At 64.9% G+C, this 23,131-nt stretch carries 33 protein-coding genes, 1 tRNA gene and 1 pseudogene; 19 read left to right on the top strand and 16 right to left on the bottom strand.

Going from position 1 to position 23,131, the window contains the following annotated elements:
- Positions 1-303 precede the first annotated feature (303 nt).
- Positions 304-1,209 (top strand): annotated as a pseudogene (locus tag ATO6_RS25610) (Hint domain-containing protein); the annotation flags it as partial.
- A 180-nt stretch (positions 1,210-1,389) separates the two neighbouring features.
- On the opposite strand, the gene ATO6_RS15590 reads toward ATO6_RS25610, so the two are convergent.
- A complete protein-coding gene (locus tag ATO6_RS15590) occupies positions 1,390-1,854 on the bottom strand; it encodes a disulfide bond formation protein B (RefSeq protein WP_088624952.1) in 465 nt (154 codons plus the stop codon).
- On the bottom strand, positions 1,851-2,429 hold the full coding sequence (locus ATO6_RS15585) for a YqaA family protein (RefSeq protein ID WP_088624951.1): 579 nt from the start codon (positions 2,427-2,429) through the stop codon (positions 1,851-1,853). The genes ATO6_RS15590 and ATO6_RS15585 overlap by 4 nt, the downstream gene beginning before the upstream one ends.
- Positions 2,430-2,568: 139 nt before the next feature.
- On the opposite strand from ATO6_RS15585, the gene ATO6_RS15580 reads away from it, so the two are divergent.
- A tRNA-Leu gene (locus ATO6_RS15580) sits at positions 2,569-2,654 on the top strand.
- Positions 2,655-2,729: 75 nt separating this feature from the next.
- Here ATO6_RS15580 and ATO6_RS15575 read toward each other — a convergent pair.
- The 14 genes from ATO6_RS15575 to ATO6_RS15515 form a co-directional block, all read right to left on the bottom strand.
- Positions 2,730-3,821, bottom strand: coding sequence for a tyrosine-type recombinase/integrase (locus ATO6_RS15575; protein WP_254919174.1), 1,092 nt, complete (start codon positions 3,819-3,821; stop codon positions 2,730-2,732).
- Positions 3,822-3,991: 170 nt separating this feature from the next.
- Positions 3,992-4,342, bottom strand: a complete 351-nt coding sequence (locus tag ATO6_RS15570; RefSeq protein WP_088624950.1) for a DUF4326 domain-containing protein — start codon at positions 4,340-4,342, stop codon at positions 3,992-3,994.
- Positions 4,339-4,524, bottom strand: a complete 186-nt coding sequence (locus ATO6_RS15565; protein WP_141102020.1) for a hypothetical protein — start codon at positions 4,522-4,524, stop codon at positions 4,339-4,341. Before ATO6_RS15565 ends, ATO6_RS15570 begins: the two co-directional genes overlap by 4 nt.
- Before the next feature lie 55 nt (positions 4,525-4,579).
- The gene (locus ATO6_RS24860) at positions 4,580-4,792 is read right to left on the bottom strand and encodes a hypothetical protein (RefSeq protein ID WP_141102019.1); all 213 of its coding nucleotides are present in this window, start codon (positions 4,790-4,792) and stop codon (positions 4,580-4,582) included.
- A 236-nt stretch (positions 4,793-5,028) separates the two neighbouring features.
- Positions 5,029-5,409 carry a hypothetical protein gene (locus ATO6_RS15555; protein WP_088624947.1) on the bottom strand — a complete coding sequence of 127 codons (381 nt, stop codon included), beginning with the start codon at positions 5,407-5,409 and terminating at the stop codon, positions 5,029-5,031.
- A gap of 61 nt (positions 5,410-5,470) precedes the next feature.
- A complete protein-coding gene (locus ATO6_RS15550; RefSeq protein WP_088624946.1) occupies positions 5,471-6,292 on the bottom strand; it encodes a DUF2303 family protein in 822 nt (273 codons plus the stop codon).
- Between the two features lie 339 nt (positions 6,293-6,631).
- Positions 6,632-6,955, bottom strand: a complete 324-nt coding sequence (locus ATO6_RS15545) for a hypothetical protein (RefSeq protein WP_088624945.1) — start codon at positions 6,953-6,955, stop codon at positions 6,632-6,634.
- A gap of 21 nt (positions 6,956-6,976) precedes the next feature.
- Positions 6,977-7,195, bottom strand: a complete 219-nt coding sequence (locus ATO6_RS15540) for a hypothetical protein (protein ID WP_088624944.1) — start codon at positions 7,193-7,195, stop codon at positions 6,977-6,979.
- 10 nt (positions 7,196-7,205) lie between these two features.
- Positions 7,206-7,340 (bottom strand): hypothetical protein, encoded by a 135-nt coding sequence (locus ATO6_RS25475; RefSeq protein ID WP_254919173.1) that lies wholly within the window; start codon positions 7,338-7,340, stop codon positions 7,206-7,208.
- Positions 7,337-7,621: a hypothetical protein gene (locus ATO6_RS15535; RefSeq protein WP_088624943.1), complete on the bottom strand. Its 285-nt coding sequence runs from the start codon at positions 7,619-7,621 to the stop codon at positions 7,337-7,339. The genes ATO6_RS25475 and ATO6_RS15535 overlap by 4 nt, the downstream gene beginning before the upstream one ends.
- Entirely contained in the window at positions 7,618-7,935 is a 318-nt protein-coding gene (locus tag ATO6_RS15530; protein ID WP_088624942.1) for a hypothetical protein, read from the bottom strand. The genes ATO6_RS15535 and ATO6_RS15530 overlap by 4 nt, the downstream gene beginning before the upstream one ends.
- Positions 7,936-8,275: 340 nt before the next feature.
- Positions 8,276-8,638, bottom strand: coding sequence for a helix-turn-helix transcriptional regulator (locus ATO6_RS15525; protein ID WP_088624941.1), 363 nt, complete (start codon positions 8,636-8,638; stop codon positions 8,276-8,278).
- A gap of 278 nt (positions 8,639-8,916) precedes the next feature.
- A complete protein-coding gene (locus tag ATO6_RS15520) occupies positions 8,917-9,957 on the bottom strand; it encodes a hypothetical protein (RefSeq protein WP_088624940.1) in 1,041 nt (346 codons plus the stop codon).
- 80 nt (positions 9,958-10,037) lie between these two features.
- On the bottom strand, positions 10,038-10,493 hold the full coding sequence (locus ATO6_RS15515; protein ID WP_088624939.1) for a hypothetical protein: 456 nt from the start codon (positions 10,491-10,493) through the stop codon (positions 10,038-10,040).
- A 169-nt stretch (positions 10,494-10,662) separates the two neighbouring features.
- Between ATO6_RS15515 and ATO6_RS15510 the strand changes: the two genes are divergently transcribed.
- The 17 genes from ATO6_RS15510 to ATO6_RS15430 all read left to right on the top strand — a co-directional run bounded on the left by ATO6_RS15510 (position 10,663) and on the right by ATO6_RS15430 (position 23,101).
- Positions 10,663-11,076: a hypothetical protein gene (locus tag ATO6_RS15510; protein WP_088624938.1), complete on the top strand. Its 414-nt coding sequence runs from the start codon at positions 10,663-10,665 to the stop codon at positions 11,074-11,076.
- A gap of 349 nt (positions 11,077-11,425) precedes the next feature.
- Positions 11,426-11,731: a hypothetical protein gene (locus ATO6_RS15505; protein ID WP_088624937.1), complete on the top strand. Its 306-nt coding sequence runs from the start codon at positions 11,426-11,428 to the stop codon at positions 11,729-11,731.
- Positions 11,728-12,456: a hypothetical protein gene (locus ATO6_RS15500; RefSeq protein WP_176440966.1), complete on the top strand. Its 729-nt coding sequence runs from the start codon at positions 11,728-11,730 to the stop codon at positions 12,454-12,456. Before ATO6_RS15505 ends, ATO6_RS15500 begins: the two co-directional genes overlap by 4 nt.
- Before the next feature lie 123 nt (positions 12,457-12,579).
- On the top strand, positions 12,580-13,371 hold the full coding sequence (locus tag ATO6_RS15495) for a helix-turn-helix domain-containing protein (RefSeq protein ID WP_141102018.1): 792 nt from the start codon (positions 12,580-12,582) through the stop codon (positions 13,369-13,371).
- A complete protein-coding gene (locus tag ATO6_RS15490) occupies positions 13,368-13,985 on the top strand; it encodes a hypothetical protein (protein WP_088624935.1) in 618 nt (205 codons plus the stop codon). The genes ATO6_RS15495 and ATO6_RS15490 overlap by 4 nt, the downstream gene beginning before the upstream one ends.
- A complete protein-coding gene (locus tag ATO6_RS15485; protein WP_088624934.1) occupies positions 13,982-14,779 on the top strand; it encodes a hypothetical protein in 798 nt (265 codons plus the stop codon). Before ATO6_RS15490 ends, ATO6_RS15485 begins: the two co-directional genes overlap by 4 nt.
- Positions 14,780-14,881: 102 nt before the next feature.
- Positions 14,882-15,226, top strand: a complete 345-nt coding sequence (locus tag ATO6_RS15480) for an HNH endonuclease (RefSeq protein WP_088624933.1) — start codon at positions 14,882-14,884, stop codon at positions 15,224-15,226.
- Positions 15,227-15,320: 94 nt separating this feature from the next.
- Entirely contained in the window at positions 15,321-15,842 is a 522-nt protein-coding gene (locus ATO6_RS15475; RefSeq protein ID WP_217899017.1) for a hypothetical protein, read from the top strand.
- A 3-nt stretch (positions 15,843-15,845) separates the two neighbouring features.
- Positions 15,846-17,555: a terminase large subunit gene (locus ATO6_RS15470; protein WP_088624932.1), complete on the top strand. Its 1,710-nt coding sequence runs from the start codon at positions 15,846-15,848 to the stop codon at positions 17,553-17,555.
- Positions 17,556-17,651: 96 nt separating this feature from the next.
- Positions 17,652-18,812, top strand: coding sequence for a phage portal protein (locus ATO6_RS15465; RefSeq protein ID WP_254919172.1), 1,161 nt, complete (start codon positions 17,652-17,654; stop codon positions 18,810-18,812).
- On the top strand, positions 18,790-19,632 hold the full coding sequence (locus ATO6_RS15460) for a head maturation protease, ClpP-related (protein ID WP_088624930.1): 843 nt from the start codon (positions 18,790-18,792) through the stop codon (positions 19,630-19,632). Before ATO6_RS15465 ends, ATO6_RS15460 begins: the two co-directional genes overlap by 23 nt.
- Before the next feature lie 11 nt (positions 19,633-19,643).
- The gene (locus tag ATO6_RS15455; RefSeq protein WP_088624929.1) at positions 19,644-20,921 is read left to right on the top strand and encodes a phage major capsid protein; all 1,278 of its coding nucleotides are present in this window, start codon (positions 19,644-19,646) and stop codon (positions 20,919-20,921) included.
- A gap of 80 nt (positions 20,922-21,001) precedes the next feature.
- Positions 21,002-21,388 (top strand): hypothetical protein, encoded by a 387-nt coding sequence (locus tag ATO6_RS15450; protein ID WP_088624928.1) that lies wholly within the window; start codon positions 21,002-21,004, stop codon positions 21,386-21,388.
- 4 nt (positions 21,389-21,392) lie between these two features.
- Positions 21,393-21,980, top strand: coding sequence for a head-tail connector protein (locus tag ATO6_RS15445; RefSeq protein WP_088624927.1), 588 nt, complete (start codon positions 21,393-21,395; stop codon positions 21,978-21,980).
- Positions 21,977-22,330, top strand: a complete 354-nt coding sequence (locus ATO6_RS15440; RefSeq protein WP_088624926.1) for a head-tail adaptor protein — start codon at positions 21,977-21,979, stop codon at positions 22,328-22,330. Before ATO6_RS15445 ends, ATO6_RS15440 begins: the two co-directional genes overlap by 4 nt.
- A complete protein-coding gene (locus ATO6_RS15435; protein ID WP_088624925.1) occupies positions 22,327-22,689 on the top strand; it encodes a hypothetical protein in 363 nt (120 codons plus the stop codon). The genes ATO6_RS15440 and ATO6_RS15435 overlap by 4 nt, the downstream gene beginning before the upstream one ends.
- Complete coding sequence (locus ATO6_RS15430) at positions 22,682-23,101, top strand: DUF3168 domain-containing protein (protein WP_088624924.1); 420 nt, start codon at positions 22,682-22,684, stop codon at positions 23,099-23,101. The genes ATO6_RS15435 and ATO6_RS15430 overlap by 8 nt, the downstream gene beginning before the upstream one ends.
- Positions 23,102-23,131: the final 30 nt, after the last annotated feature.

Genomic DNA, 23,131 nt, shown 5'->3' with positions numbered 1-23,131 from the left:
TTGCTTGCAGATAATTAGATATATTGCAGAGCTTTCCGTGCCTTGAATTCGAAAAACACGATTATCCCCATTTATGGCGGCGGCAAATGCCATAAAAACATGGCGCATTTCCGATGGGAATATATTATTTGAACATTCGGTAAGTTGGGTTTCCCTCTCTTTGAACTTTGAGGGCTGCTCCTGTTCGCTGGTTTCCGTTCCGGTGCCTGAGTGCGGGTCGCGGGCCAGCGGTTTTCCCGGAAAAGCAGAAACAGTCGGGCCCGGAAATGTGCCCAATTCCTGCCACATTTGGACGGCTTCCTGATGGGGTATCCGAAGAGGAACGGATGCCGGGTCAGGTCCGCCCCATGTACTCAGGACTGTGTGCGACCCGTGTTAACGAGTAGGAGGGTTACGATGTCGAGCTCCGACATTGATGTCATACCGTACAATGGATCTTTGGCGGCGCTCGATTTGCTGTCCGGGACACAGACGCTGGTTCTGTCGGCCTTCGGGCCGGCAGAAAACCAGCAGCTGATCGACTCGGACGGCACCCTCGGGGTATCCGACAACGGGGTTTCTACCCTTGACGGACAACCACTTACCTATATCGGCTCGGGCACGGCGCGGGCCGGTGTCGATGCCCTCGGCGTGACCGTGCCCCTCGGTCCCGCCTATGATGTCGTGGTGTTCGAGGCGGGGGGGCAGGTCTATTTCCACTATCCCGCCGGGATGCCGAATGAACTGGGCCAGATCGCCTTGGTGGTCGATCTGACCACCGCCCCCTACGAGGTGATCGCGCCCGTCTGTTTCGTGCGTGGCACGATGATCGACACCCCTGCGGGACCCCGTCCGGTCGAGACGCTGAAGCCCGGTGCAAAGGTGCTGGACCGTGACGGCACCAGCCACAGGATCCGCTGGGTCGCTCGCCGCAGGGTTGCGCTGACGGACGGCGGGCTGGCTGCCCGGCAGAAGCTGCGGCCGGTGGTCATACCTGCTCATGCCCTGGGTCTGAACCGGCCGGCGCGACCGCTCAGGCTGTCGCAGCAGCACTGCGTCCTGATACGCCATCCGCTGGTCCAGCTATACTTCGGCGTGCCCGAGGCATTGGTGCCCGCCCGTGCGCTGATCGACAATGTCATTCAGCTGGATTGCGAAATGCGCAGCGTGGAATATTTCCACATTCTCTGCGACCGGCATGTCGTGCTGACGGCGGACAATGTCCCGGCGGAAAGCCTGCGCCTGTCACGCGGCGGCCTCGCCGCGTGCGTGGCGGCGCAGAAATGCGAAAACGCGCCCCCGCCCGAACTGCTGGCCGCGTTCACCGGGCCGATGCGGTCCGCCGCCCCGGTGCTGACCGTGACCGAGGGCCGACTGCTGCGCGTCGCGATGTTCGGCCCGCGCGTCCCGTCAGACGCGGCGCGTCGCGGCCATCACCCAGATCGCCGCCAGTCCGAAGGACAGGATCGCGTTCCAGCCCGCCATGGAGATACCCGCCAGCGACCACGCCACTACATCGCACATGACGATATCAAGCGGGCCGTCGGTGGACAGAAGGTCCGAACCGCTCAGCCCGCCGAGGCTGCCGTTGCCGGTGCAGGAGGTCGGGCCCTGCCACAGCTTCATCTCCACACCCGCGTGGTAGACGCCGATGACCGCCGTCGCCGCCGCCGCGGCGGCCCCGAGCCACGCAAGCAGGCGTGAGGGCAGGGCGAGGGCGATCAATCCGATCACCACCGCCGCGACATGCGGGTAGCGCTGCCAGTAGCACATCTTGCAGGGCGCGATCCCGCCCAGGAACTGGAACGCCAGCGCCCCCAGCAGGAGGAGGGCGGAACCGCCGGCGGCGGCGGCGACATAACCGCGATACGTCACAGGAACCTCACAAGGTAGAAGCCGCCGACGAGAAGCACGAAGAAGACGGTGGTGACAAGAGCCAGACGCCGCTCGATGAAGTCACGAATTGGTGCGCCGAATTTCCACAGCAGGGCGGCGACGAGGAAGAAGCGGATCGCACGGGCGATGATCGCCGTGACGATGAACGTGGCGAAGGGCATCGCCGTCCAGCCGGACATGATGGTGATGACCTTGAACGGAAACGGCGTGATCCCGGCGCCGAGCACGGCCCAGAAGCCGACATCGTTGAACCGGGTTCCGAACTCGGCCATGGCATCCGCCTTGCCGAGCGCTTCTAGGATCGGCTGGCCGAGGGTGTCGAACGCGAACATCCCGATGCCGTATCCCGCGACGCCGCCGACGACGGATGCCAGCGTGGCGACCGCCGCGATCAGCCAGGCGCGCGAGGGGCGGGCGAGGATCATCGGTATCATCATGACGTCGGGCGGGATTGGGAAGACCGAGCTTTCCAGGAAAGCGACGAACGCCAGCACCCACAGAGCGCGCGGATGCGCCGCCATGCCGATAGTCCAGCCGTAGAGCCTCTGGAGCATTGTTCCGCCTCGTCCTGCCTCAGCCCTTAGTTCGGCCTGCGGGTGCGAAGGTCAAGGCGACATTTGCCCATCCTCCGGCGCGGCACGTAGTTTTGCCCTTTCCCGGCCTCACCGAATTGGCTATTGCTCTGCACCGGTTGCCCAAGTGGCGGAATGGTAGACGCAGGGGATTCAAAATCCCCCGGCCTAACGGTCTTGTCGGTTCGAGTCCGACCTTGGGTACCAACGCAAATCTATATAGTTGAAATTCTTATTTTATTTGGCGTTTATGGACCATGCCAAACGGGCCGTGGTCCACTTTCACCATTCCAGGCCCTCGGCGGCAGCCATTGCCTGCGCCGCCATCCGCGCCCGATCGGCGCGCCTCGTATAGATCGCGGACGTGCTGGGCTGTGTGTGGCTCGTCACCGCCATGATCTGGTGTTCGGAGCATCCGGCCTCGGCAAGGAGCTCTGACATTGCTTTCCTGATGCCGTGGCTGGACCGGTCCACAAGCCCGGCTTCGTCGCACCAGCGCCGAAAGCGCATCCGGTAGCTCTCGGGGTTCCGGTAGGGCCGGCCGTGCTCGCTCAGGACGTAGGACGGACCGATTCTTCCGGCCGCCGCGATTGACGCCCGGAGCTGCGGCATCATCGGTATCTGAACGAAGGCCGACCCTTTCTTCCGCGGTTGGAATTCGAGCCAGCGCACGCCGTCTTTGATGAACTCCTGATCTCGGCCAAGCCATATAGCATCGCTTGACCGGCAGGCCGTGAACATGTGCAGGGTCAGTGCGAGGTGGGCCATCGTACCGGGCGGGTGCGCCTTCCTGAACTTCAATAGGTCCGCACCGGTCCACGGTTTCGCGCCGCCCCTGCTCTTGTGGATCCTCGATATTCCGACGACAGGGTTCGCGTCGGCATATCCGCTGCTGTCGGCCCACGCGTACATGGACTTCGCCGCCTTCATCATATTGTCGGCCTCGGCCGGCGTCGCGGCCATTGCGTCCCGGACCCGCACGAAGGCGCTCTGAGGGGCTTCCAGCGTCTTCTCCCCGTACCGGTCACCGACGTCTGTCTTGTGGGCGCATAAGCGCGTGAGAAGGCTCCTGCGCTGGCGTAGCGTGGACGGGGACGCCTGACCGGCAGCAACCATGCGCTCAAGGTGGGCGAGGTACTTGTCTTTGAGCCAATCCAGCGACCGGGGCACTGCAGCCGTCTCGGCTTTCGGATTGATCTTTTGGCCTGCCCTGGCGGCGTAGTAGTGCTCAGAGAAATGCGGATGATCGAGCCCGATCGACAAGACGATCTTGCGGTTCGGGTTTCCCTCAACCCGGACGCGGATGCGCTTTGCGCCCGATGGTAGGGTCTCGACGGTCAGGCCTGGGAAGTTCTTCCGCATGTCGGTCACCATTGCTTAGGCTCCCGAGGTTGCGGCGATTCAGCTGGCTTGTCTACTTGGCAGCGGATTTCGATGCTGCCATCGGGTCCGATCCTGAGGCCGGCGACGACGAGCCCGCAGGCCTCCGCCGCCTTCACTGCCCTTGTGATCTTGGCCTGCGTCAGCCTCGGCGCGCCCATTCCTTAACTCCGGTTCGCCATCTCGATCAGCACGTCCGCATGGCACGGCGCACCAGGTGCGCACCAGCAGGCAAGGTCATGGCCACGCAGCTCGCGAAGGCGGCGCAGCAGTTCGACGCGCGCTGCATCACTCTCGGGGCCCTGCCAGTCGGCCTCGGACCCGTTCAGCCATTGCCGGAAGGCCTCGACGCACTGGCGCTGAAGGTCCGCGTCAGTCCCTCCCCAGCCAGCATCGCGCGCGGCTGCGACCGTGAACGGGTTTCCGAACGCAGTCGGCCGAGCGACCACGACGGCGCCCTCCGGCTTCCGCCAACCCTTGCGACGGCTAAGTTGAATGCGGCGGGGGCGGGTCACAGGCTGCTCTCCAGATACCGGACAAGCGCACCGTGCAGTTGGTACTCCTCGTCGTCGAGGGCGCTGCCTTCGGCTTGCGCGTCGAGGACCAGGCGAAGCGCGTCCGCCAAGAGCGCCGTGGTTTCTCCAGACGCGATGTTGTCGGCCGGCACGATCTTCCCGTCGCGCGCGATCTCGATCATCGACGCGGTCGCGGCTGCGGCTGAGCCCGCGGCGGCCATCAGGAGCGACGACACATTACACATCGCCGGTCTTCTCCTCTTTCAGGGTGGTGTGCAGCACGGCTAGGAGGTCGCCGCGGTGCCGTTCGCAGAGATCTCCGGCCAGGTCGACGAACTCCACGTGCTCGATGTCGTCGTGTCGGATCGCCCGGTCGAGCCGAGTGTGGACCAAGAGGTGAACGCGCATCGCCGGTTGACTGCAGCCGGGGTGATCACAGGTCATTGCCATGTATCAGCTCCACGGGTTCCGCGGCACGGACACGGCCGCGCGGGTAAGGCTCGTCGTGTCGGTGCCGCTGTAGGGAACATGGATGGTCATCACCGAGGGCTGGCGCCGGGCGGTGCGCGCTGCGCCACAGCGGCGGCAGGCGCAGTGCTCCGGGTCGTGTAGGTGCGCGCGGCAGACGCCCGCCAGGCTGTTCCCGTGAACCATTCGGCTGCAGTCGGGGGCGCGGCAGTTCTTGTTCATACGGATCGTCCTTGCCGTTGCAGGGCCCGGTGGAAATCCGGCGACGGTCCGACACACGGGTCGATGATCCTGTCTGCGGCCTGTATCGGGTCTGGCGCCCCGGCAATGACCACCTCGATCACTTCGCGGGGAGCAAATGTTCCCGGGTCGGCCGGCGTCCAGCGCAGCATCCAGTGGCGGGTCATGCCGTTGTGGCAGTCCACCATGGCGCCGTTGGCCTCGCCGGTCCGAAAGCGTTCGCCCTCGATCACCGACCAGGTGTGGCCGGCTTCGGGAGGCTGAATGGCCTGCAGCTGCGCTGCGACCTCGGCGGCGGTCAACTCGGCCGGCGCGCAGACGGTGCAACGCGTCACTGTGTGGGCGATGATCTCGATCATTGGCTTCTCCTGCTGTCCGTCGCTGCCCCCGGAGGTCCCGGGGGCAGAAAGAGACCGCAGGTCAGGCGCGTCCGAACATCACCAGTAGGCCGGTTTCCTCGGCAGCCTGGAAGGCCATCGCCCGGAAGGTCGCCTGGCGCTGATACTCGACCCGATGCCAGCGGAACCCGAGGAGCAGGCCGTCGCCGCTCACCTTGAAGCGGAACTTGGCGCGGATCGTTACCGGATCCTCGCCGTGATAGAGCGGGATGGCGAGCGTGATCTCGGTCGGCACCGAGAGTGTGCCCTTCACCTTGGTCTCGGTTTCATAGGTGAAGCTGCGGTCGCCGTTCTCGAGGCGAACCCCGCTGCGGAACACGGTCCCCTGCGTCGCCTCGAGGTCCCGGCAAATCTCGAGCAGGGTGCTGTGATCGGGGTCTTCCACGTCGGCGACATTTTCCTCGATGAACATCGCGAAATCCGCCTGAGCGTGCATCCCGCCTTCCATCTTGTCCCAACGGGCGTATTCCTCACTGTCCTGAAGCTTGAGGGTGACCGAGTGCTTGCCGGGCTGCGCGGCGTTCGGCGTGTCGCCCTGGTTCGCGGTGTGCCAGTCCAGGCAGGCCTTGATCGTGCCGGCGTTGATGTCGGCGAGAATGATCGAGCGATCGTCGCTGAACCGGTTCGCGTAGGCGACCAGCGACGCGCGATCGTCGACCACCACCTGCTGGTGGATGTAGGGCGGCATGCGGAACGGGTCGGAGTGATCGATCAGCTGATGCCCCGCCGGCACGAAATGAAACTCACGGCCGTCGTCCGTTTTGATCACCGGCTGCGCCAGCCGGGCGGCGTCGATCGCCGCGTCGAGGGACCCGCGCGGGTCCGCAAAAAGTTCGTCGGTCATTCTGTCCTCGCTTTGTGAGCGCGTGTGGTGCGCCGGGTTTCCCGGCGGTGCTCGGCATCCCAGTGATTGTGGCACCGCTGGCAGAGGGCCCGGCACCGTGCCGGGTCCGCATGGGTTTCGTCGTGGTCCATGTGTGCGATCGTCAGGACCACCCGCGCCCCGGTTTCGGGATGCGGGGCGCCGTTTGCGGCGCGGCAGAGTGGGTGTTGGGGTGTGCCCTCGCAGCGATTAGCGGCGCGGAAGAGCACGAACGAACGGAAGGCACGCCATTCAGGCGAGCGGGTCGAGCCGCCCGGGTAACGCGCCATTCTCTCCGCCGCGATCGGCACCGTCTGTCTCCTACTCGGCCGCGCGCCGGCGCTCGATCTCATCTTCGATGTCGAGTTGGTTCGGATCGCGGCGAGTCAGGTTGCCATCGTCGTCGGCGAAATAGATCCCGGTCCCCATGGCCGGGTCTGGCGCCTTGGAGCTGATCTTCGGCGTGATCTCGATCTGCATCGCCTTGTTGAACTTCAGGGGTAGCTTGATCGTGATCTCGCCGTCCTGGCCGGTTTCTCGCATTGCGGTGACCACCTTGGTTAGGTGGGCGTCGGCCTGGCGCAGCAGTTCGCCGCGGCGGAAGCTCTGCAGGAATTCGAGGAAGTTCAGTTCGTGGCGCTGCATGGCCGATCCTTTCGGTAGGGGTCAGAACAGCCCGTGATCGTTCAGCCGATCAGTCGGGCGAAACACGTCGGTGCAGGTCAGGACCGCGAAGTCCCGCCCGGTGTTGCTGGCCATCTCGATCGCTGCGCGCTTGGCGGCGAGGTAGCTGAGGTAGCGTTTCTTCGGGGAAGGCTGCGCGTTCGGGTGCATCGGCTTCTGGCAGATCATCCAGAACGTCTCTTCTGGCAGGGGCGCGGCCATCAGTACGGCCTCACCATTTCGCGGCGCGGACGGTCGCGGGGAAATCCGCCTCGACCTGCGCGACACGGCGCCCGGTGTCGCCGGCGACGGCGACGGCAAAGAACCCTGCGGCCATCCAGCCGATGGCGATCGCGACGTGTTTCATGCGGCTTTCCCTTCCTCTTCCTGCATCGCGCGCTCCATGCGGATCACGCTGCAGATCCAGTGCTTGATCGCCGCCTCGGCGGTGTCGCCGCTTTGGGTGATGCCGAGGAGCGAGACGGTGAAATCGTGCGGCCCCCATCCGTTCTTGGACGGCGGAACGACCGAGCCGCCGCTGTCGATCGCGGCCATCTCGACGGCGTCGAGGCGGCTCTCGGTCGACAGGGTTTCGAGCTCAGCGGCGAGGGCGAGGCGCTCGGCGCGGATGCAGGCGAGGAGGGTCATGCCGCATCACCTCCGGTCGCTGCACTCCGCTTGGCGAGGATCCTGAGAACCGCCTGGCGGGCGCGGGCGATGTGCGGCGCGATCTGATGGCCGACGTGCGGTGCGGCGTTCGCACCGGTGACGGCGGCGACGCGGGCGCGGACGGCAGGGGCGGTGCCCGCGGTCAGCTGCAGCGTCCGCAGCCGATCAGGGCTGATCGGGGCGCCTTGAGCTTCCTTCAGCAGGAACCAGCTGTCCTCGACGACGACCGGCCGGGACCGTTCGGGGTGCGTGACCGCGTGGCGCGCGGCGGCGATCATGTGGGCTGTGTGCATCTGCGGCCTCCATCGGGTGTCGATGGTGGCAGTATGTGACCAAAACGGTCATTGTCAACTGAATGAATGACCCGATTGGTCACTGTCGCGGTATGGCGTCAATTAATACTTGATTAACCCAAGGGACCGGTCTCACTATCTGTTTCCGGGGGTGGCCATGCGCGTAGTGAGCATCAATAGCGATCCGGATGCCCGGAAAAGTCCGCTTCGTACAAGGCTTTATCGCCGTGCAGTGGAGGCGATTGAAAGTGGCGAGAGCCTCGACCGCTTGATGTGCGAAGTGGATCCGCGAGCACCATTCAAGGAGTTGGTCGTGGAGGCGGCTCTGACCGGGGAGAGTCTAGATTTTCTGGTCTCCGGCGGCGACTGAGCGCATTTTCTCCGCCAAATCTAACGGCAGGCCACCCCACCTGTTGAGGATGAGGAAGTCCAGCGTCACACCGAACCGATCAACCAGGAGTGCGGCTACAGCCTCAGTGACTGGTCTCTTGCCGTTTTCGAAACGCGACCAATATGTCCGTTCGATGCCCAGCGTGTCGGCGATCTCCGCCTTCTCCATGCCGACTGCTCGCCTCAGCAAGCTAAGGCGATACCCTATGCGATCGGGGCGCATCTCAAAGGAGAGTGTGGCTGGGACCAGCTTTTTTGGTGCATCGGACATGGGGGGATACTGATCTGTGACCATTTTGGTCTCAATCGCCATTTCGGTCCTCTTGACTGATGACCGAAATGGTCATTAATTGAAGGTATGAATCACTCTTCAGTTATAGCTCTCCTTCAGCGTTGGCCTTCGCGCCAAGCGATCGCAGACGACTGCTGTGTTGATCTCTTTGCGGTTCATCGCTGGTTTCAGCGCGGGCGCGTCCCGGGGAGACATGACATTGCGTTGCTGGACGGGGCAAATCGGCGTGGGATTTCGCTCGATGCACGTGAACTCGCAGCGGCACGAGCCGGGAAGGCTGCCGCATGACCGAGACACTTTCAGTGAAAGTTCCTCATGCGGGCCTCAGCAATCAAATCGACAATGTTATCGGTCTGAAGGTCGCCGATCTCAGCATAGAACCGGGCTTCGTCAATGTGCAGCGCGCCATCAGCTACGATGACGTCCCGCAGCGCCTTTGCAAGCCGACGAAATCGGATGCTGTCCATCCGCCGCACGTTCATGAGATGGGTCGTCAAGCTGGCGCGGGTCGGGTGCATCTTGGCGACCAAGCTGGTCATCGCGTCGATCTCAGCCAAGCCCACAGCGCCTTGCATAACCATGTCGTCAACCTCGTCCTCGATCCAGCGGCAGATCACGTCGAGTTCCTCGGGGTGGAAATGTCCATCCGAAGTCGCGGCGAGCACCAGCATGGAAAGCGGCGCACGCAGACGCTCGCGCATTTCCCGAGCGCCGATGAGCGTCAGCTTATCCGATCCGGCGGCGTGATCGCCGATGTGTGTCTGAGGTCGATCAGAGGGTGTAACCTCCAGAAGGTTAATCAGCAGCACCTCTCGCAAGAAAATATCGGGGCTGGTCACCTCGCCATCCGCGCAATCAATGAAGCACTGGATGCGATCGTATCGAAAAGACCGCAGTGCCTTTCGTTCGTGGCAGATCGCCCGGACGATTGGGCCGTGACTTCCGGCCACGAGCTTCCGCATCGTGATCCGGCGGCGGCTCGCTTGACCCCGCGCATCGAGGTAGTCGATCATCACGTATACATCCTCGAGATCCGCGATGACCTCGGCGGAGGGCTGTGCCTTTTCCGTTCTTGTCGTTGCCGCCAGTTGGGTGCGCGGTGCTGCATTGGCATTATTCAGAACCGCATGCCGCCATGCCGGCAACTCTTCCTTCGTCAGAGTGTCCGGGTCGGGGATGAAGATGTCTTCGTCAAGGTCGTCGTCGTCGAGCAGCTCGTCGTCATCGAAACTGCCTTCCGATGGAGGATGCACATCGATGCGCGTCGTGACGACGGGAGGCGGCGGTACCGTGCTGCCGCTGTGGCTTGCCCTGGAATACAGCCAGTCCAGAAGTCGCATCGTCACCTCTCCCCCTGCGTGGGATCGAGGATGAAGCGATTCCGCGTCACCTGCAAAGACGAAAGGGATGCCGCTTGATGTCAGTTCTGCCAGAGACCGCAGCGGTCTGGTCTGGAGTAAACGGTCACAGGAAAGTCGGTGAGGTCGAAGATCAGCGCCTGCCGAAAGGACGGATGGCCCAAATACTCGACCAGCATGAGGTGGTGGGACATCAACGCATCGAATGTCATGTTTGCAGCGTCTCCGAAAACAACCGTCGGCGCGCGCTCCTTCGTCAATGGGCCGTGATCGCCAAAGTAGGTGCGATACTCCCCTTCGGCGCATGTATTGATCAACTTGACTACGCGGGATGGCAAACAGCTGGCGCTGAGGACAGGCGTGTGCATGGTACCGTCTTTGCAGACCATCTGACCGTTCGGATGTCCGCCAATTGTGAACCCGGACGCATTCATCTCCCATACAGTCTCCTGGGGATGTGCACATGCGGTCGTTGCGGAACAGACGACTATCAAAAGCATGCCCATGATCTGTGGCATTCCGCACCCCCTTCAAAGACCGCCACCCTGCCGCGATTCCGCGTCACCTGCCAAGATGAAAGGGGTGCCGCGTGATGTCTCCGTGCCTCCTGTTTTCGCCTGCGGCATCCCTCTCATGCCGTCACAATGCCATCGGTCCCCGATCCGGCAAAGGAAACGAGGTTTCCACATGAAGCGCCCCTATGATGGTCCGGCCATCCGCGCCCTGTTCCGCCAGTTGGTCGAAGACTTCGGGGGGGTGGAGGCGGCGGCTTCGTTTCTTCGCTGCACCAAGGGCACGATCTCGAAAGAGATGGCCGGGCATATGCAGATCCCGGTCGAGCATTGGGCGGCGCTGGAGGATGAGCTTGAGCACTGGCCGATCACCGGCCTGTTGCATGGGCGTCGCGAGGGACGTGGGGCTCAGGGCGAAGTCGAGGCGCTCGCGGCCCGTGTCATCGCTGAGAACGGCGATGTCGCGAATGCGGTCCTGCGCCACCTGACGGCCGGGGATCGGTCCGGTCTGATCAAGGAGCTGACCGAGGCGATCGCCGCGGAACAGCGCTTCCTCGCGCATCTTCAGGCCGAGGGGGCATCGGATTGATCCGCATACACCACTCACCGAACGCCGCGCGCCTGTGCGGCACTGCCGGGTCTGCACATGGGGATGCAGTGCCCGAGGGGCGCGGTGCCTGCCCGCGTCGCGCCCCGATCCATCCCGTGTCGCGCCGGGTTTCGCGTGGCACCTCCCTGAAACTGGGGCGCGGGCGACACCCAAGCTCGTGCCCCTTTTTTCGGTCAGGTCAGCACCGGCAGGGGTTCTTCGCCCTTCCTTCAGCCGTACCGCAAGGGGCGCGCGGCCGCCGGTCTCGTGAGTGTCGCCCCGCCATGCCTGGCGGGTCGCAGATAGGTCTCCTCCCATCGTTGCGGCCCGCCCAACCGGAGGCGTGCGCATGACCGTGATCGCCCCCGTCTTTCATCCCCGCGCCAAGGTCTCCGCCCATGTCGAAGTGGCGGTGGCGGCAGTTATGGCAAAGGCGGCGCGCGCGGAAGGGCATCGCGCGAAACATGCAAAGATCAGGCCACCGAAGCCGCTGACGGAGATCGAGTTGGGCTACGTTCGCTTGGCGCGCGAGAAACTCGGGCAGGCCATGTCGGCCTCTGCCGTCGCCCGCGAGCTCGGCATCCGCCACAAATATATGTCCGACCTTCTTGCGCGATCCGGAACGGGGCGGGATGGAACGGAGGTGGTTCGTTGACGCAGAACCGATCCTCCGCCGTCATGCAGCAGCGTCACACCGCGATGGATGCACTCGATGACTTCCCGACGCCACCCTGGGCCACGCGCGCGCTTTGCGAAGCGCTGATCGGGCAGGGGCATCCGCTACACCTGCAGCATGCCTGGGAACCGGCCTGCAACCGGCTCTTCATGGCCCGGCCTTTGCGTGAGTACTTCGACCAGGTTCTGGCCACAGACGTGCACGACTACGGCGATCCAGCGCAGGACGGTGTGGCCGATTTCCTGATCGACTGGGCGCAGGATGTGCCGGACGTCGACTGGGTGATCACGAACCCGCCCTTCCGATTGGCGGCCGACTTCATCGACGAGGCGCTGCGTCACGCGCGCGTCGGTGTGGCCGTATTCGTCCGCTCGGCCTTCGCCGAGGGTCTCGATCGGTATGACACGCTGTTCCGAGACCGGCCCGAGGCCATGGTCATGCCGTTCGTCGAGCGGGTGGTTCTGTGGGAAGGCGTCCTCCTCGATCCGGATGTGAGGATCTGGCGCGAGGGCAAGGACGGCAAGCCCGGCAAGATGGAAAAGCCGACCTCGGCCACGGCCTACGCCTGGCACGTCTGGTTGCGGGGGCGGAACGCGCCACCGGAGCTGCACCGTGTTCCCCCGTGCCGCCAGGAGCTGACCAGGCCGGGTGACTATCCGCCTGTGCCTGAGCACCTGCGAGCGCCCGAGGGCGCGCTGATATGATCGGTCAGTTGGCCGGTCACTGATCCTTGCCACCACGGGCGCGACAGACGTCTGGGTGGCCAACACGAGGCGGCGCAAAGGCCGCAAGCGGTTCCGAGGCGGGGCCGCGCCATTCAAGGCAACTTGGCGCTCGGCGATTTCGCCGGCGCTACAGGCATGGAGGCAGAGCAGGTGCAGAAAGCGGCTGAGACCGCTCGATCGGAGGTCCGCACGGACGATGTGACGGCGCCGGAAGGGCGCAGTCTGATCGCCGATCGGGACTGGAAGGTCGAGCGCCATTCGTGGCTGGAGGGCATCCGCAGGGATCCTGACCTGAACGCGATGACGAAGGTCGTGGCACATGCAATGGCGCTTGGCCGTCTGGCGAACCGCGATGTCGCGCGCTGTCATGCGACCAAGCCGGAGCTGGCGAGCGCGTGCGGGACATCCGTTGACAGCGTGAAGCGGGCCCTGAAGGAACTCGAGAACGCCTCTCTGATCGTCAAGCGCAGCGGGGCCGGGCGGGGCAAAAGCAACGTCTACGGCTTCCTGATCCGCGCCCGGATCGTGCCGCTAAAAGGGGGCGTGGGTGCCCCGTCGAAAGGGGGCGCTGGTGCCCCCTTTTCGGGATCTGAAAAGGGGGCGCAGATGCCCCCCCCACGGTGCACCGGTGCACCCTTTTCTCCATATATAGGAGATTACCCAGATCTTTCCCATAACGCCCGCGCCGCAGACGCGGTCCGAAATGGCACCCCCTCGGATAACCCGATGGTCCGGTCTGAAGCCGAGGCGGCCGTCCGATCGCTGCGCTCCGGTCGGCTGTCGGCGCTGGACGGGCTGAAGCCCTGGGTGCTGAACCACATCCTCGCCGCTGACCTCCTGACCGCCGAAGAGCGGCAGGCGGCGGGCCTTGCCGAGAAAGGGGACAGGCCATGACCGAAGAGCAGACCACGACCGCAGAAACCAAGCGGGGCCGCGTGCGCCGGCTGGTGATCCATCCCTGCCAGGAGGCGGGCATCCGCTTTCCGGCCCGGACCGACGAGGCGAAGAACCGGGCGTTCCTCGCCCGGCTTTGCGACGAGCTGGACTACCTGACCGATCAGCACCTGACGCAGGTCGCCGACTGGATCACCCGAAACGGCGACGGCTCCGCCCGCTGCTTCTGGCCGGCAAGGGCTGGGATCCTCGGGACCGCCCATCGGTATCAGCCGCGCCTCCTCGAGGAGACCTCGTTGGGTGGGTATCTCCAGTCGCGGGCCGGGGAGGACGCGGTCGCTCGGGGCGATCTGGTTGAGGTCTTCCTCTACCTCGAAAAGCACCTGCGCCCGCCGCGCAAGGATGGACCCGATCCGGCATGGGACCTGCTGCGCGGCCGGATCGCCGAGGTGCGGCGCGAGGTGATCCTGACGCGGGATCGCGCGGCGCGGGGCTTCACCCCGAACGCAGGCGAACGACGGCAGGTCGAGTGGTTCGAGGGTGTCGAGGCGCGGGCGATGGCATTGGTCGAAGCGGGTCGCGCCAAGCGGGACGGGCAGGGGGAAGCGGCATGAGTGGCCGGATCGCAGTGCGCCATGCGGATGATACCGATCGGCAGCTGATCGATGCTGCGATCGCGGCCGGGAAGGTAACGATCTGCCCGCCGGCCATGCCTGTCCTTCGCTCGATCTGTTCATCCTCACAGCCTGCGGAGGGAGCGGCGCGGGAAAAACGGGTGGGACCGGAACCCAGAACGAGACGCAGGCTCGGGATTGCCGGCGCGCTGGAATGGGCGTTCGGTGTGGAGCGGGCCCAACTTCGATTTGACGAAGACAGCGACGGGTTCGGCGGCCGCATCGGGATCGAGTACGTGCTGATGCAGCGTGGACGCCTTCGGGCCAAGATCGATGGCGGTGGCCGGTCTCCGATCGACGTCGACGCAGACCTGATCGCGGATGCTGTCCAGTGGGCTTTGCCTCGTTCGGCGGCGCTGAGGGTGCAGGACATGGCGCGGTCCATGTCCATGCCATGGTCCTCGCCGGTGGTTCCGAAGGTGGAGCCGGCGGACTGGGTGTGTGGCCGCGGCGGTTGGCGCGGCCGGACGGCTGACGCTCGTCGCTTGGGTTCCGAGGGATGGATGCCGGCTGAGCGGGTGAACAGGCTGGGCCGCCACATCCGAGAGGCGGTGAAGTACACGCCGATCACCTGGGCTGTGACGCCACAGCAAGTGGCCAGACGGCGCCGTGATCATCTCGACTGGTGGGGCGATCTCCTGACTGTCCGAACGGCGCTCAGGTCGGTAGAGCTGCGGTGGACTGAGATCACTGACGCCATGCCTCCGATGCAGCCTTGGCAAGATCCTGCTTGACCGCGAATCAGAAAGGGGTCTAGACATACCGCCAAGATCACACGTGCGCCCGGAGCTGACACCAGCTGCCGGGCGCTTTCAATTCCAGCCACGGACAGGACGATGGGACGACTGAAGTCGCTCGGCGGTCAGATCGACCGCCTGAGTTCCCGTGTCCGCTACCTGCCGCGCGATCACGACCTCGAGCGCAAGGCGCGCAATCCCGGACGTGCCTGGTACGGCACCGCTAGATGGCAGCGCCTCCGGTGGGCCGTGCTTGTCCGCGATCTGTTCACCTGCGCGAAGTGCGGCAGGGTCGAGGGCCAGACATCGCAGCTCGTTGCGGACCACATCGAACCGCACCGTGGCGATCCAGCGCTGTTCTGGGATGAAGGCAACCTGCAGTGCCTCTGCAAGCCCTGTCACGACAGCGAGAAGCAGCGCGAGGAGCGGGGCGGGCGGCGCTGAACCAACCACCAGAGGCAGGGGGGGCGGTCCAATCTCTGGGACCCCGCCGGCGCTAGACCGGCACCCTCCCTCACGCGGAGAATTTTTTTGGGCCATGGAAGATTCCGAAGCTGATCTGATCCAGTTTTCCTTCTGGGGCGACCCCGTCTATGTGCGCCCCGGCAAGCGCGGGCGGCCCCCGTTTGAGCGGACGCCGGAAAATGCGAACAAGGTCAGCATGTTGCTGGCGCTCGGATGGTCGAATGCGCGGATAGCTGGCTGCATCATCGATCCCCGGACCGGCAAGTCGATCTCGGAGCCGACCCTGAAGCGGCATTTTAGATCCGAGCTGCAGGTTCGCGCCGTCGCACGCGACCAGCTTGAGGCCTGGCGCTTCATGCAGACCAAGGCGCTGGCTGACGAAGGCAACGTCTCGGCTCTGAAGGAACTGGGCAAGATGCTGGAGCGGAATGACCTGATGGGCGTCAAGCGCCGGCACGAGAAGGTGCAGAAGGACGGGGCGGACGAGGCCATTGCCCTGGGAAAGAAGGAGGCGGCACAGCGCGCCGCCGAGGCGCCTGCGGCCGACGACAGTGGCTGGGGCGAAGACCTCGAGTTTCCTGGACTGGCTAACTAAACGATGTCCGCGCCGTTCGGGTCCGACCAGTTCCGCGCCGAGTGGTGCACGGCGGTTCCGGACTGGGAAGACCGCATCCGCGATGGCCGCCCGCTGATCCCGGACCTGCCGCTCTTCGATGAGCCGGCTGATAAGGCGCTCCGGATCTTCAAGCGTCTGCGGGTCCCGGACCTGATCGGCACGCCGACATACGGCGAGGTCTGCGAGCCTTGGGTTTTCGGTTTGGTCCGTGCCATCTTCGGGAGCTACGACCCCGAGACGAAACGCAGGATGCTGCGGGAATTCTTCCTGCTGATCCCGAAGAAGAACGGCAAGTCGGCGATCGCCGCGGCGATCATCCTGACCGCCTGCATCATGAACGAGCGGCCTGAGGCCGAGCTGCTGCTGATCGCGCCGACGATCAACATCGCCAAGATCGCCTTCAAGCAGATGTGGGGGATGATCCGGCTCGACCCCGAGCTCGACAAGCGGTTCCACGTCCGCGAGCACCTGCGAACGATCACCCACCGGGTGAGCCGGGCCGAGATCGCGATCAAGGCGGCCGACAGCGACGTTATCACTGGCGGCAAGGCAGCCTATACGCTGATCGACGAGACGCACGAATTCGCCCGGAAGAGCCGGGCGGACGGGGTGTTCCTGGAGCTGCGCGGCGCGCTCGCCTCGCGGCCCGAGGGGTTCCTGATGCAGATCACGACCCAGTCGAAGGAACAGCCGGCCGGGGTGTTCAAGGCGGAGCTCGACCAGGCCAGATCGGTTCGGGACGGGCGCCTGCAGCTGCCCATCCTCGCGGTGCTCTACGAGCTGCCGCAGAAGATGGCCAAGCGATGGCAGGACCCGAAGACTTGGGGACTGGTCAACCCGAACCTCGGCGTGTCGGTCGATCCGCACTTCCTAGCGGACGAGCTGGTCAAGGCGAACGAGAAGGGACCAGCGGCGCTTGCGTTGCTGGCCTCACAGCACTTCAACGTCGAGATCGGCGTCGGCCTGGGTGGTGGCTGGACGGGCGCCACGCTCTGGTCGCGGGCGGCCCGGCCAGGCCTGACTCTGGACGAGCTTATCGCTCGCTGCGAAGTGGCAACGGTCGGCCTCGACGGCGGCGGCCTCGATGACCTCTTCGGGCTCTGTGTCACTGGGCGCGAACGGGATACGCGGAACTGGCTGCAATGGTATCACGCCTGGGCGCATCCCGAGGTGCTGAAGGCGCGGAAGGAGATCGCTCCGAGGCTGCGCGACTTTGCTGCCTCAGGAGACCTCACCCTCCTCGGTGAAGATGAACCCACCGGAGATGTCGAGGGCGCCGCCGACGTGATCGAGCAGCTGCTCACGGCAGGCTTGCTGCCGGAGAAGGATGCGATTGGCCTCGATACTGCGCAGGTGTCAGCGATCATCGACGAAGCGATCGGGCGCGGCGTGGCGGAAGAGCAGATGCGTTACATCGGGCAGGACTGGCGGCTCTCCCCCGCGATCTGGGGGATGGAGCGGAAGCTGAAGGACGGGACCCTACTGCACGGCGATCAGCCGATGATGGACTGGGTCCTGGGCAACGTGAAAGTCGAACAGAGAGGGTCTGCGGTGCGGATGACGAAGGAAGCGGCGGGCCGCGCAAAAATCGACCCGCTGATCGCTGGCATGAACGCGTTCACCCTGATGAGCCGAAACCCGGTTGCGAACGGTCCATCGGTGTACGGGACGCGCGGGCTTCTGGTGGTCTGACACATGGGGTTCTGGAATCGGCTCTTCGGGGTCAGGTCCGCCGCTCAACCGAGCGGAGGCGGAGAAATAATCTCGGGGCCAGACGATCTGGAGCGGGTGATCCGCACCGCCGGCATGGGCACGCTGTCCGGCGTTTCGGTGACAGCCGACACGGCGATGCGAACCGCTGCGGTCTACGCCTGTGTCCGCCTGCTGTCCGGCACCGTCGCCAACCTGCCCCTTCACGTGAAGGAGCGGGTTGACAGCCTGACACGCGAGGACCGGCCGGATCACGCGTTGTGGTCGGTGCTTCGGCGGTCCCCGAACGGATGGCAGACGCCATCGCAGTTCCGGCGGATGATGCAGGCGCACCTGCTGCTTCGCGGGAACGCCTATGCGCAGATCGTCCGGTCGCGCGGCAGGGTGATCGCTCTGAACCCGCTGCACCCGGACCGGATGGAGGTCAAGCAGGGCGACGACCTGGAGCTCGCCTATACCTACCTGCGGCGCGACGGCCGCAAGGTCCGGCTCGATGCGAAAGAAGTGTTTCACCTGGTTGGCCTGACGCTCGACGGAGTGAAGGGGGTCTCGGTCATCACCTATGCCCGCGAGACCATCGGCCTGAGCCTCGCGCAGGAGCGACACGGCGCCACGACCTTCAAGAACAGCGCCCGACCGAGCATCGTGCTGAGGCATCCCAACAAGCTCGGCAAGGAAGGGCTTGAGTTCCTGCGATCCAGTCTCGACGACTATCGCCAGGGCGGAGAAGCCGAAGGCAAGGCGCTGATCCTCGAGGAGGGCATGGAGACCTCTCAGCTGTCGATGACGGCGGAGGATGCGCAATGGATCGAATCCCGGAAGTTCTCGCGCGGCGACATCGCGATGTTCTTCGGCGTGCCGCCGCACATGATCGGGGACACCGAGAAGTCGACGAGCTGGGGATCGGGGATCGAGCAGATGGGTCTCGGCTTCGTGACCTACACGCTCGAGGATCACCTGACGACCTGGGAAGAGACCATCAACAAGGCCCTGATCGTCGAGCCGGACGTCTACGCGCGTTTCAACCGCCGGGCGCTTCTGCGCGGTGACACCAAGGCCCGGCAGGGGTTCTACACCTCGATGATGCAATGGGGCGCCATGAGCCCGAACGAGGTGCGCGCGCTCGAGGACATGAACCCGCGCGAGGGCGGCGACATCTACTATCCGCCGCCGAACACGGCCGGCACATCGAAACCCGACGACGAGGACGACAGCAATGACGCTCCGAAAGCTCCCTGAGATCACCGCCGGCAAGCTGCCGGAAGCCTTCGCATTCGAGCCCGACTCCGATGCGCTGGAGAAATGGAACGCCGGCATCCGCGCCGAACAGACCACCGAAAACACGATCACGATGCTGGATGTCATCGGTGAGGACTGGTGGACCGGTGGCGGTGTCACGGCCAAGCGTGTCGCGGCCGCACTCCGCCAGATCGGCGACCAGGAGGTCTTCGTCGACATCAACTCGCCTGGCGGGGACTTCTTCGAGGGTGTGGCGATCTACAACATGCTCCGGGCCCACAAGCAGAAGGTGACCGTCCGGATCCTCGGCTTGGCGGCTTCGGCCGCGTCCGTCATCGCGATGGCTGGTGACGAGGTCCAGATCGGCAAGGCTGGTTTCGTCATGGTTCACAACGCCTGGGTGATCGCGATCGGGAACCGGCACGACATGCGCGATGCGGCCGACACGCTGGAGCCATTCGACGACGCGATGGCCAGCCTCTACGCGGAGCGTGCCGGCGTCGAGAAGAAGATCGCGGCGCGCTGGATGGATGACGAGACCTGGTTCAACGGCGAACAGGCCGTCGACAAAGGCCTCGCCGATGCCTTCCTGACCGTCGACACGAAAACCGACAGCACCGCGGCCGCCGCCGCGACGCCCGTGAACGCGACCCGCCGCATCGACGCGGCGATGGCACGCGCAGGAATTCCCCGCTCGGAGCGCCGTAGCCTCCTGGGCGAGGTTAAGGGGGGCAAGCACGACGCTGCCCCTAACGTCACGCACGACGCTGACGACTGGACGGCCGCCGCCCGGCGGCTCACCGAAACCCTTCGCTCATAAAGGAGATATCCATGAGCAAGCACTTCACCCCGCCGGCAAAGACCCGCGGGATCGTCGCGGTGCGTGCGGACGCATCGAACCCGGGGCAGATCCTGGCGGACATGAATGCCGCCTTCGAGGCGTTCAAGGCCGAGAACAATGCCCGCATTGCCGAACTCGAAAAGGGCCGCGAAGACGTGGTCCGCAACGAGAAGATCGAGCGGATCAACGCCGAGATCGCCGACCTGAACAAGGCGATGGACGACGCCAACAAGATGATGGCGGCGCTGAAGACCGGCGGCGCGGGCGGTGGTGACATCGACCCGGCGAAGGCGGAGCACGCGACGGCGTTCAACGCGTTCTTCCGCCGCGGTGTCGATGCCGATCTGCGCGAACTCGAGGTCAAGGCGGCCCTGTCGACGGACAGCGATCCGGATGGCGGCTACCTCGTGCCCGAGCAGATGGCCAACGAGATCGATCGTGTCGTCGGCACCGTCTCGGCCATGCGCGACCTGTCGACCGTGATGCCGGTCGGCACCGACACCTACAAAAAGCTGGTGAGCATGGGCGGCGCCGGTTCGGGCTGGGTCGGCGAGAAGGAATCGCGGCCCGAAACCACGACGCCGAACCTCCGCGAGCTGATCTTCAACACGCAGGAGCTCTACGCGAACCCTGCCGCGACCCAGAAGGCGCTCGACGATGCCCGTATGGACATCGCCCAGTGGCTTGCGAACGAGGTCTCGATCGAGTTCGCGGAGCAGGAGGGTGCGGCCTTCATCAACGGTGACGGGGTCAACAAGCCGCGCGGCATTCTGGGTTACGACAAGGTGGCCAACGCGTCCTATGCCTGGGGCAAGATCGGCTTCAAGGTGACGGGTGTTGCAGCCGCCCTCTCGGATGGCAGCAACAACGGCACCGATGCGATCATGGATCTGCACTTCTCGCTGAAGCAGCAGTATCGCAACGGGGCCTCCTACCTGATGTCCGACGCCACCATGGGGGCAGTGCGCAAGCTGAAGGACGCCGACGGCAACTACATCTGGGCGCCGCCGACTGCTCAGGCAGAGCTCGCGACGATCCTCGGCAAGCCGGTCGTGACCGATGACAACATGGACGCCATCGGCGCGAACGCATTCCCGATCGCCTTCGGGAACTTCAAGCGCGGCTACCTGATCATCGACCGCTTCGGCATCCGGGTGCTGCGCGATCCGTTCACCAACAAGCCCTACGTGCACTTCTACACCACGAAGCGCGTCGGTGGCGGCGTCCAGAACTTCGAGGCGATCAAGCTGCTGAAGTGCAGCACCTGATCGGCCTGAAGGCCTGATGGACGACAGGCCGGGCGGGTGAGCCGCCCGGTCAGACCCCCCTCATTTCCGGAGACGGACAGATGAAAGACCTCTACTCGAAACTGGCGCTCGCCCAGTCCCTTGTCCCGGCGGTGCAGTCCGCCACCGACACCGGATCGGCGATCGACCTGCAGGGCTACAAGGGCGCGCTGGTGTGCCTGGCCACCGGCGCCATCGTCAGCGCCGGCGACTTCTCGTTCAAGATTCAGGAGTCGGACACGACCACCAGCGGCGATTTCGCCGATGTCGCCGCCGCCGACCTGCAGGGCACGATCCCCGCGACCCTCGTGGCGAGCACGACCTACAAGCTCGGCTACACCGGCACCAAACGCTACATCCGGCACGTCCTGACCAAGAACGGCGGCACCTCGATCGCGGCGGGCGTGACCGTGATCAAGGGCCACGGCACGGACAACCCGCAGGCCTGACGCAGTGATCCCTCCTGTCCAGGTCACTCCGCCGGCGGCGCTTCCCGTGTCGCCGGCGGAGGTCAAGCTTCAGGCGCGCCTCACGCACACAACCAGCGCGGAAGACACCCTTATCTCCGCGCTCATCGCGACAGCCGTGGCACATCTCGACGGCTTCACCGGCATCCTCGGGCGCTGCCTGGTCGATCAGGTATGGGAGCAGGGATACCGGTGTTGGGGCCGGGTGCTGCGGTTGCCGTTCCCGGATGTCTCTTCGGTGACGGTCACGTATTTCGATACCCTCGCCATCGAGCAGACTGTCTCGGATGACCTTTACGAACTGGTCCGTGGTGTCTCGGGATCCGAGATCCGCTTCAAGGATGCCTTCACCGCCCCCGCACTCGACACCGACCGGTTCTGTCCGGTGCAGGTGAACCTGACCGCAGGATATGGCGAGACGGCCGCAGATGTTCCCGCACCGATACGGACAGCAATCCTGCTTCTTGTCGCGCACTGGTACGAGCATCGCGAAGCCGTGGCCGAAGGACCGGTCGCCGAGCTGCCGATGGCGGTCCAGAGCTTGATCACGCCCTACCGGAGGGTCGGCGTTTGAAGATCGGCAACCTCCGGGACCTGGTCACGTTCCAGCGCCGCGGCGCGACCGATGACGGCTACGGCAACGTCACATCCGGTGACTGGGCCGACATCGAGATCGATGATCAACCCTTGACCGTCTGGGCGGACATGCTCGAGCGGCTCGGCGGCGAGAAGCTGGCGTCGGGCGCGCAGGAGGCGAGCCGCGCCGCGACAATCCGCGTCCGCAGGACCGATGCTGTCCTCGATGTCACCTCCTCGGACCGGATCGCTGCCCGGGGCGAGTACTGGAACATCCGCTCGATCGCCACAGTCGGCCGCAAGGGCGAGGTGCTCGAGTTTCTGTGCGAGGCCGGGGGGCCGACATGACCAAGACAGTGATCGGCGCGGACCGGTTCCGGCACAAGCTCAGGAAACTCGAGGACACCATGCGGTCCGAATTCGCCAATGCCAACCGCCTGAACGGGCAGGATATCCTGCGGCTGGCGCATGTTCTGCACCCGGGGGACGGCGAGACGCGGGCGGACATGAGCGGCACGGTGGTCGCAGATGATACCGGCGGCATCCCCGCCTACCTGGTGGACTTCGGAGCGAAATCCAAGGTCACGGAAGGTGACAGCGGCCCGAGACCATTCGTCAACCCCGCGCTGAAAGTGTCGTCGAAACGGCGTCGCGCACGCAGTCGGCGTGCGGCCAGCCGGGCCGTGAAGAAGGCCTTCAATGGCTGATGGTCCCGCCACGGCGCTGCAGAAGGCGCTGGTCACCGCACTGAAGGCCGACACGGCTGTCGCAGCGCTCGTGGGCGCGCGGGTCTATGATGAGCCGCCTGGTGATGTCACCCGTCCCTATGTGCGCATCGGCAACCTCGAAACCCGCCCGTTCCGGACAGACGGGTGCATGGCCTGGTCGATGACATTCTCGATTGAGGTCCATTCCCGCCCTTTGCAGGGTCGCATCGAAGCTGCGCGGATCGGCGAGGCCGTGATCGCGGCGCTCGACGAGCAGCATGATGACATCGCCGTCACCGGCTTCACCCATTCGTGGTGCCAGTTCGTCACCGCGGTCACGAACCGCGACGCCGACGGCCAATCGTATCGGACCATTGCCGCCTTCGAGACGGTGCTGGACGTGCCCGCCTGACCGGCCCTTGGGCAAGGCAATCTGAGAAAG

Origin of the sequence: Oceanicola sp. 22II-s10i (genome assembly GCF_002210105.1) — a bacterium.
Lineage (GTDB): Bacteria > Pseudomonadota > Alphaproteobacteria > Rhodobacterales > Rhodobacteraceae > Pseudooceanicola.
Note: the sequence above shows the minus strand (reverse complement) of the source record. Positions and strands in the feature narration are given on the sequence as shown.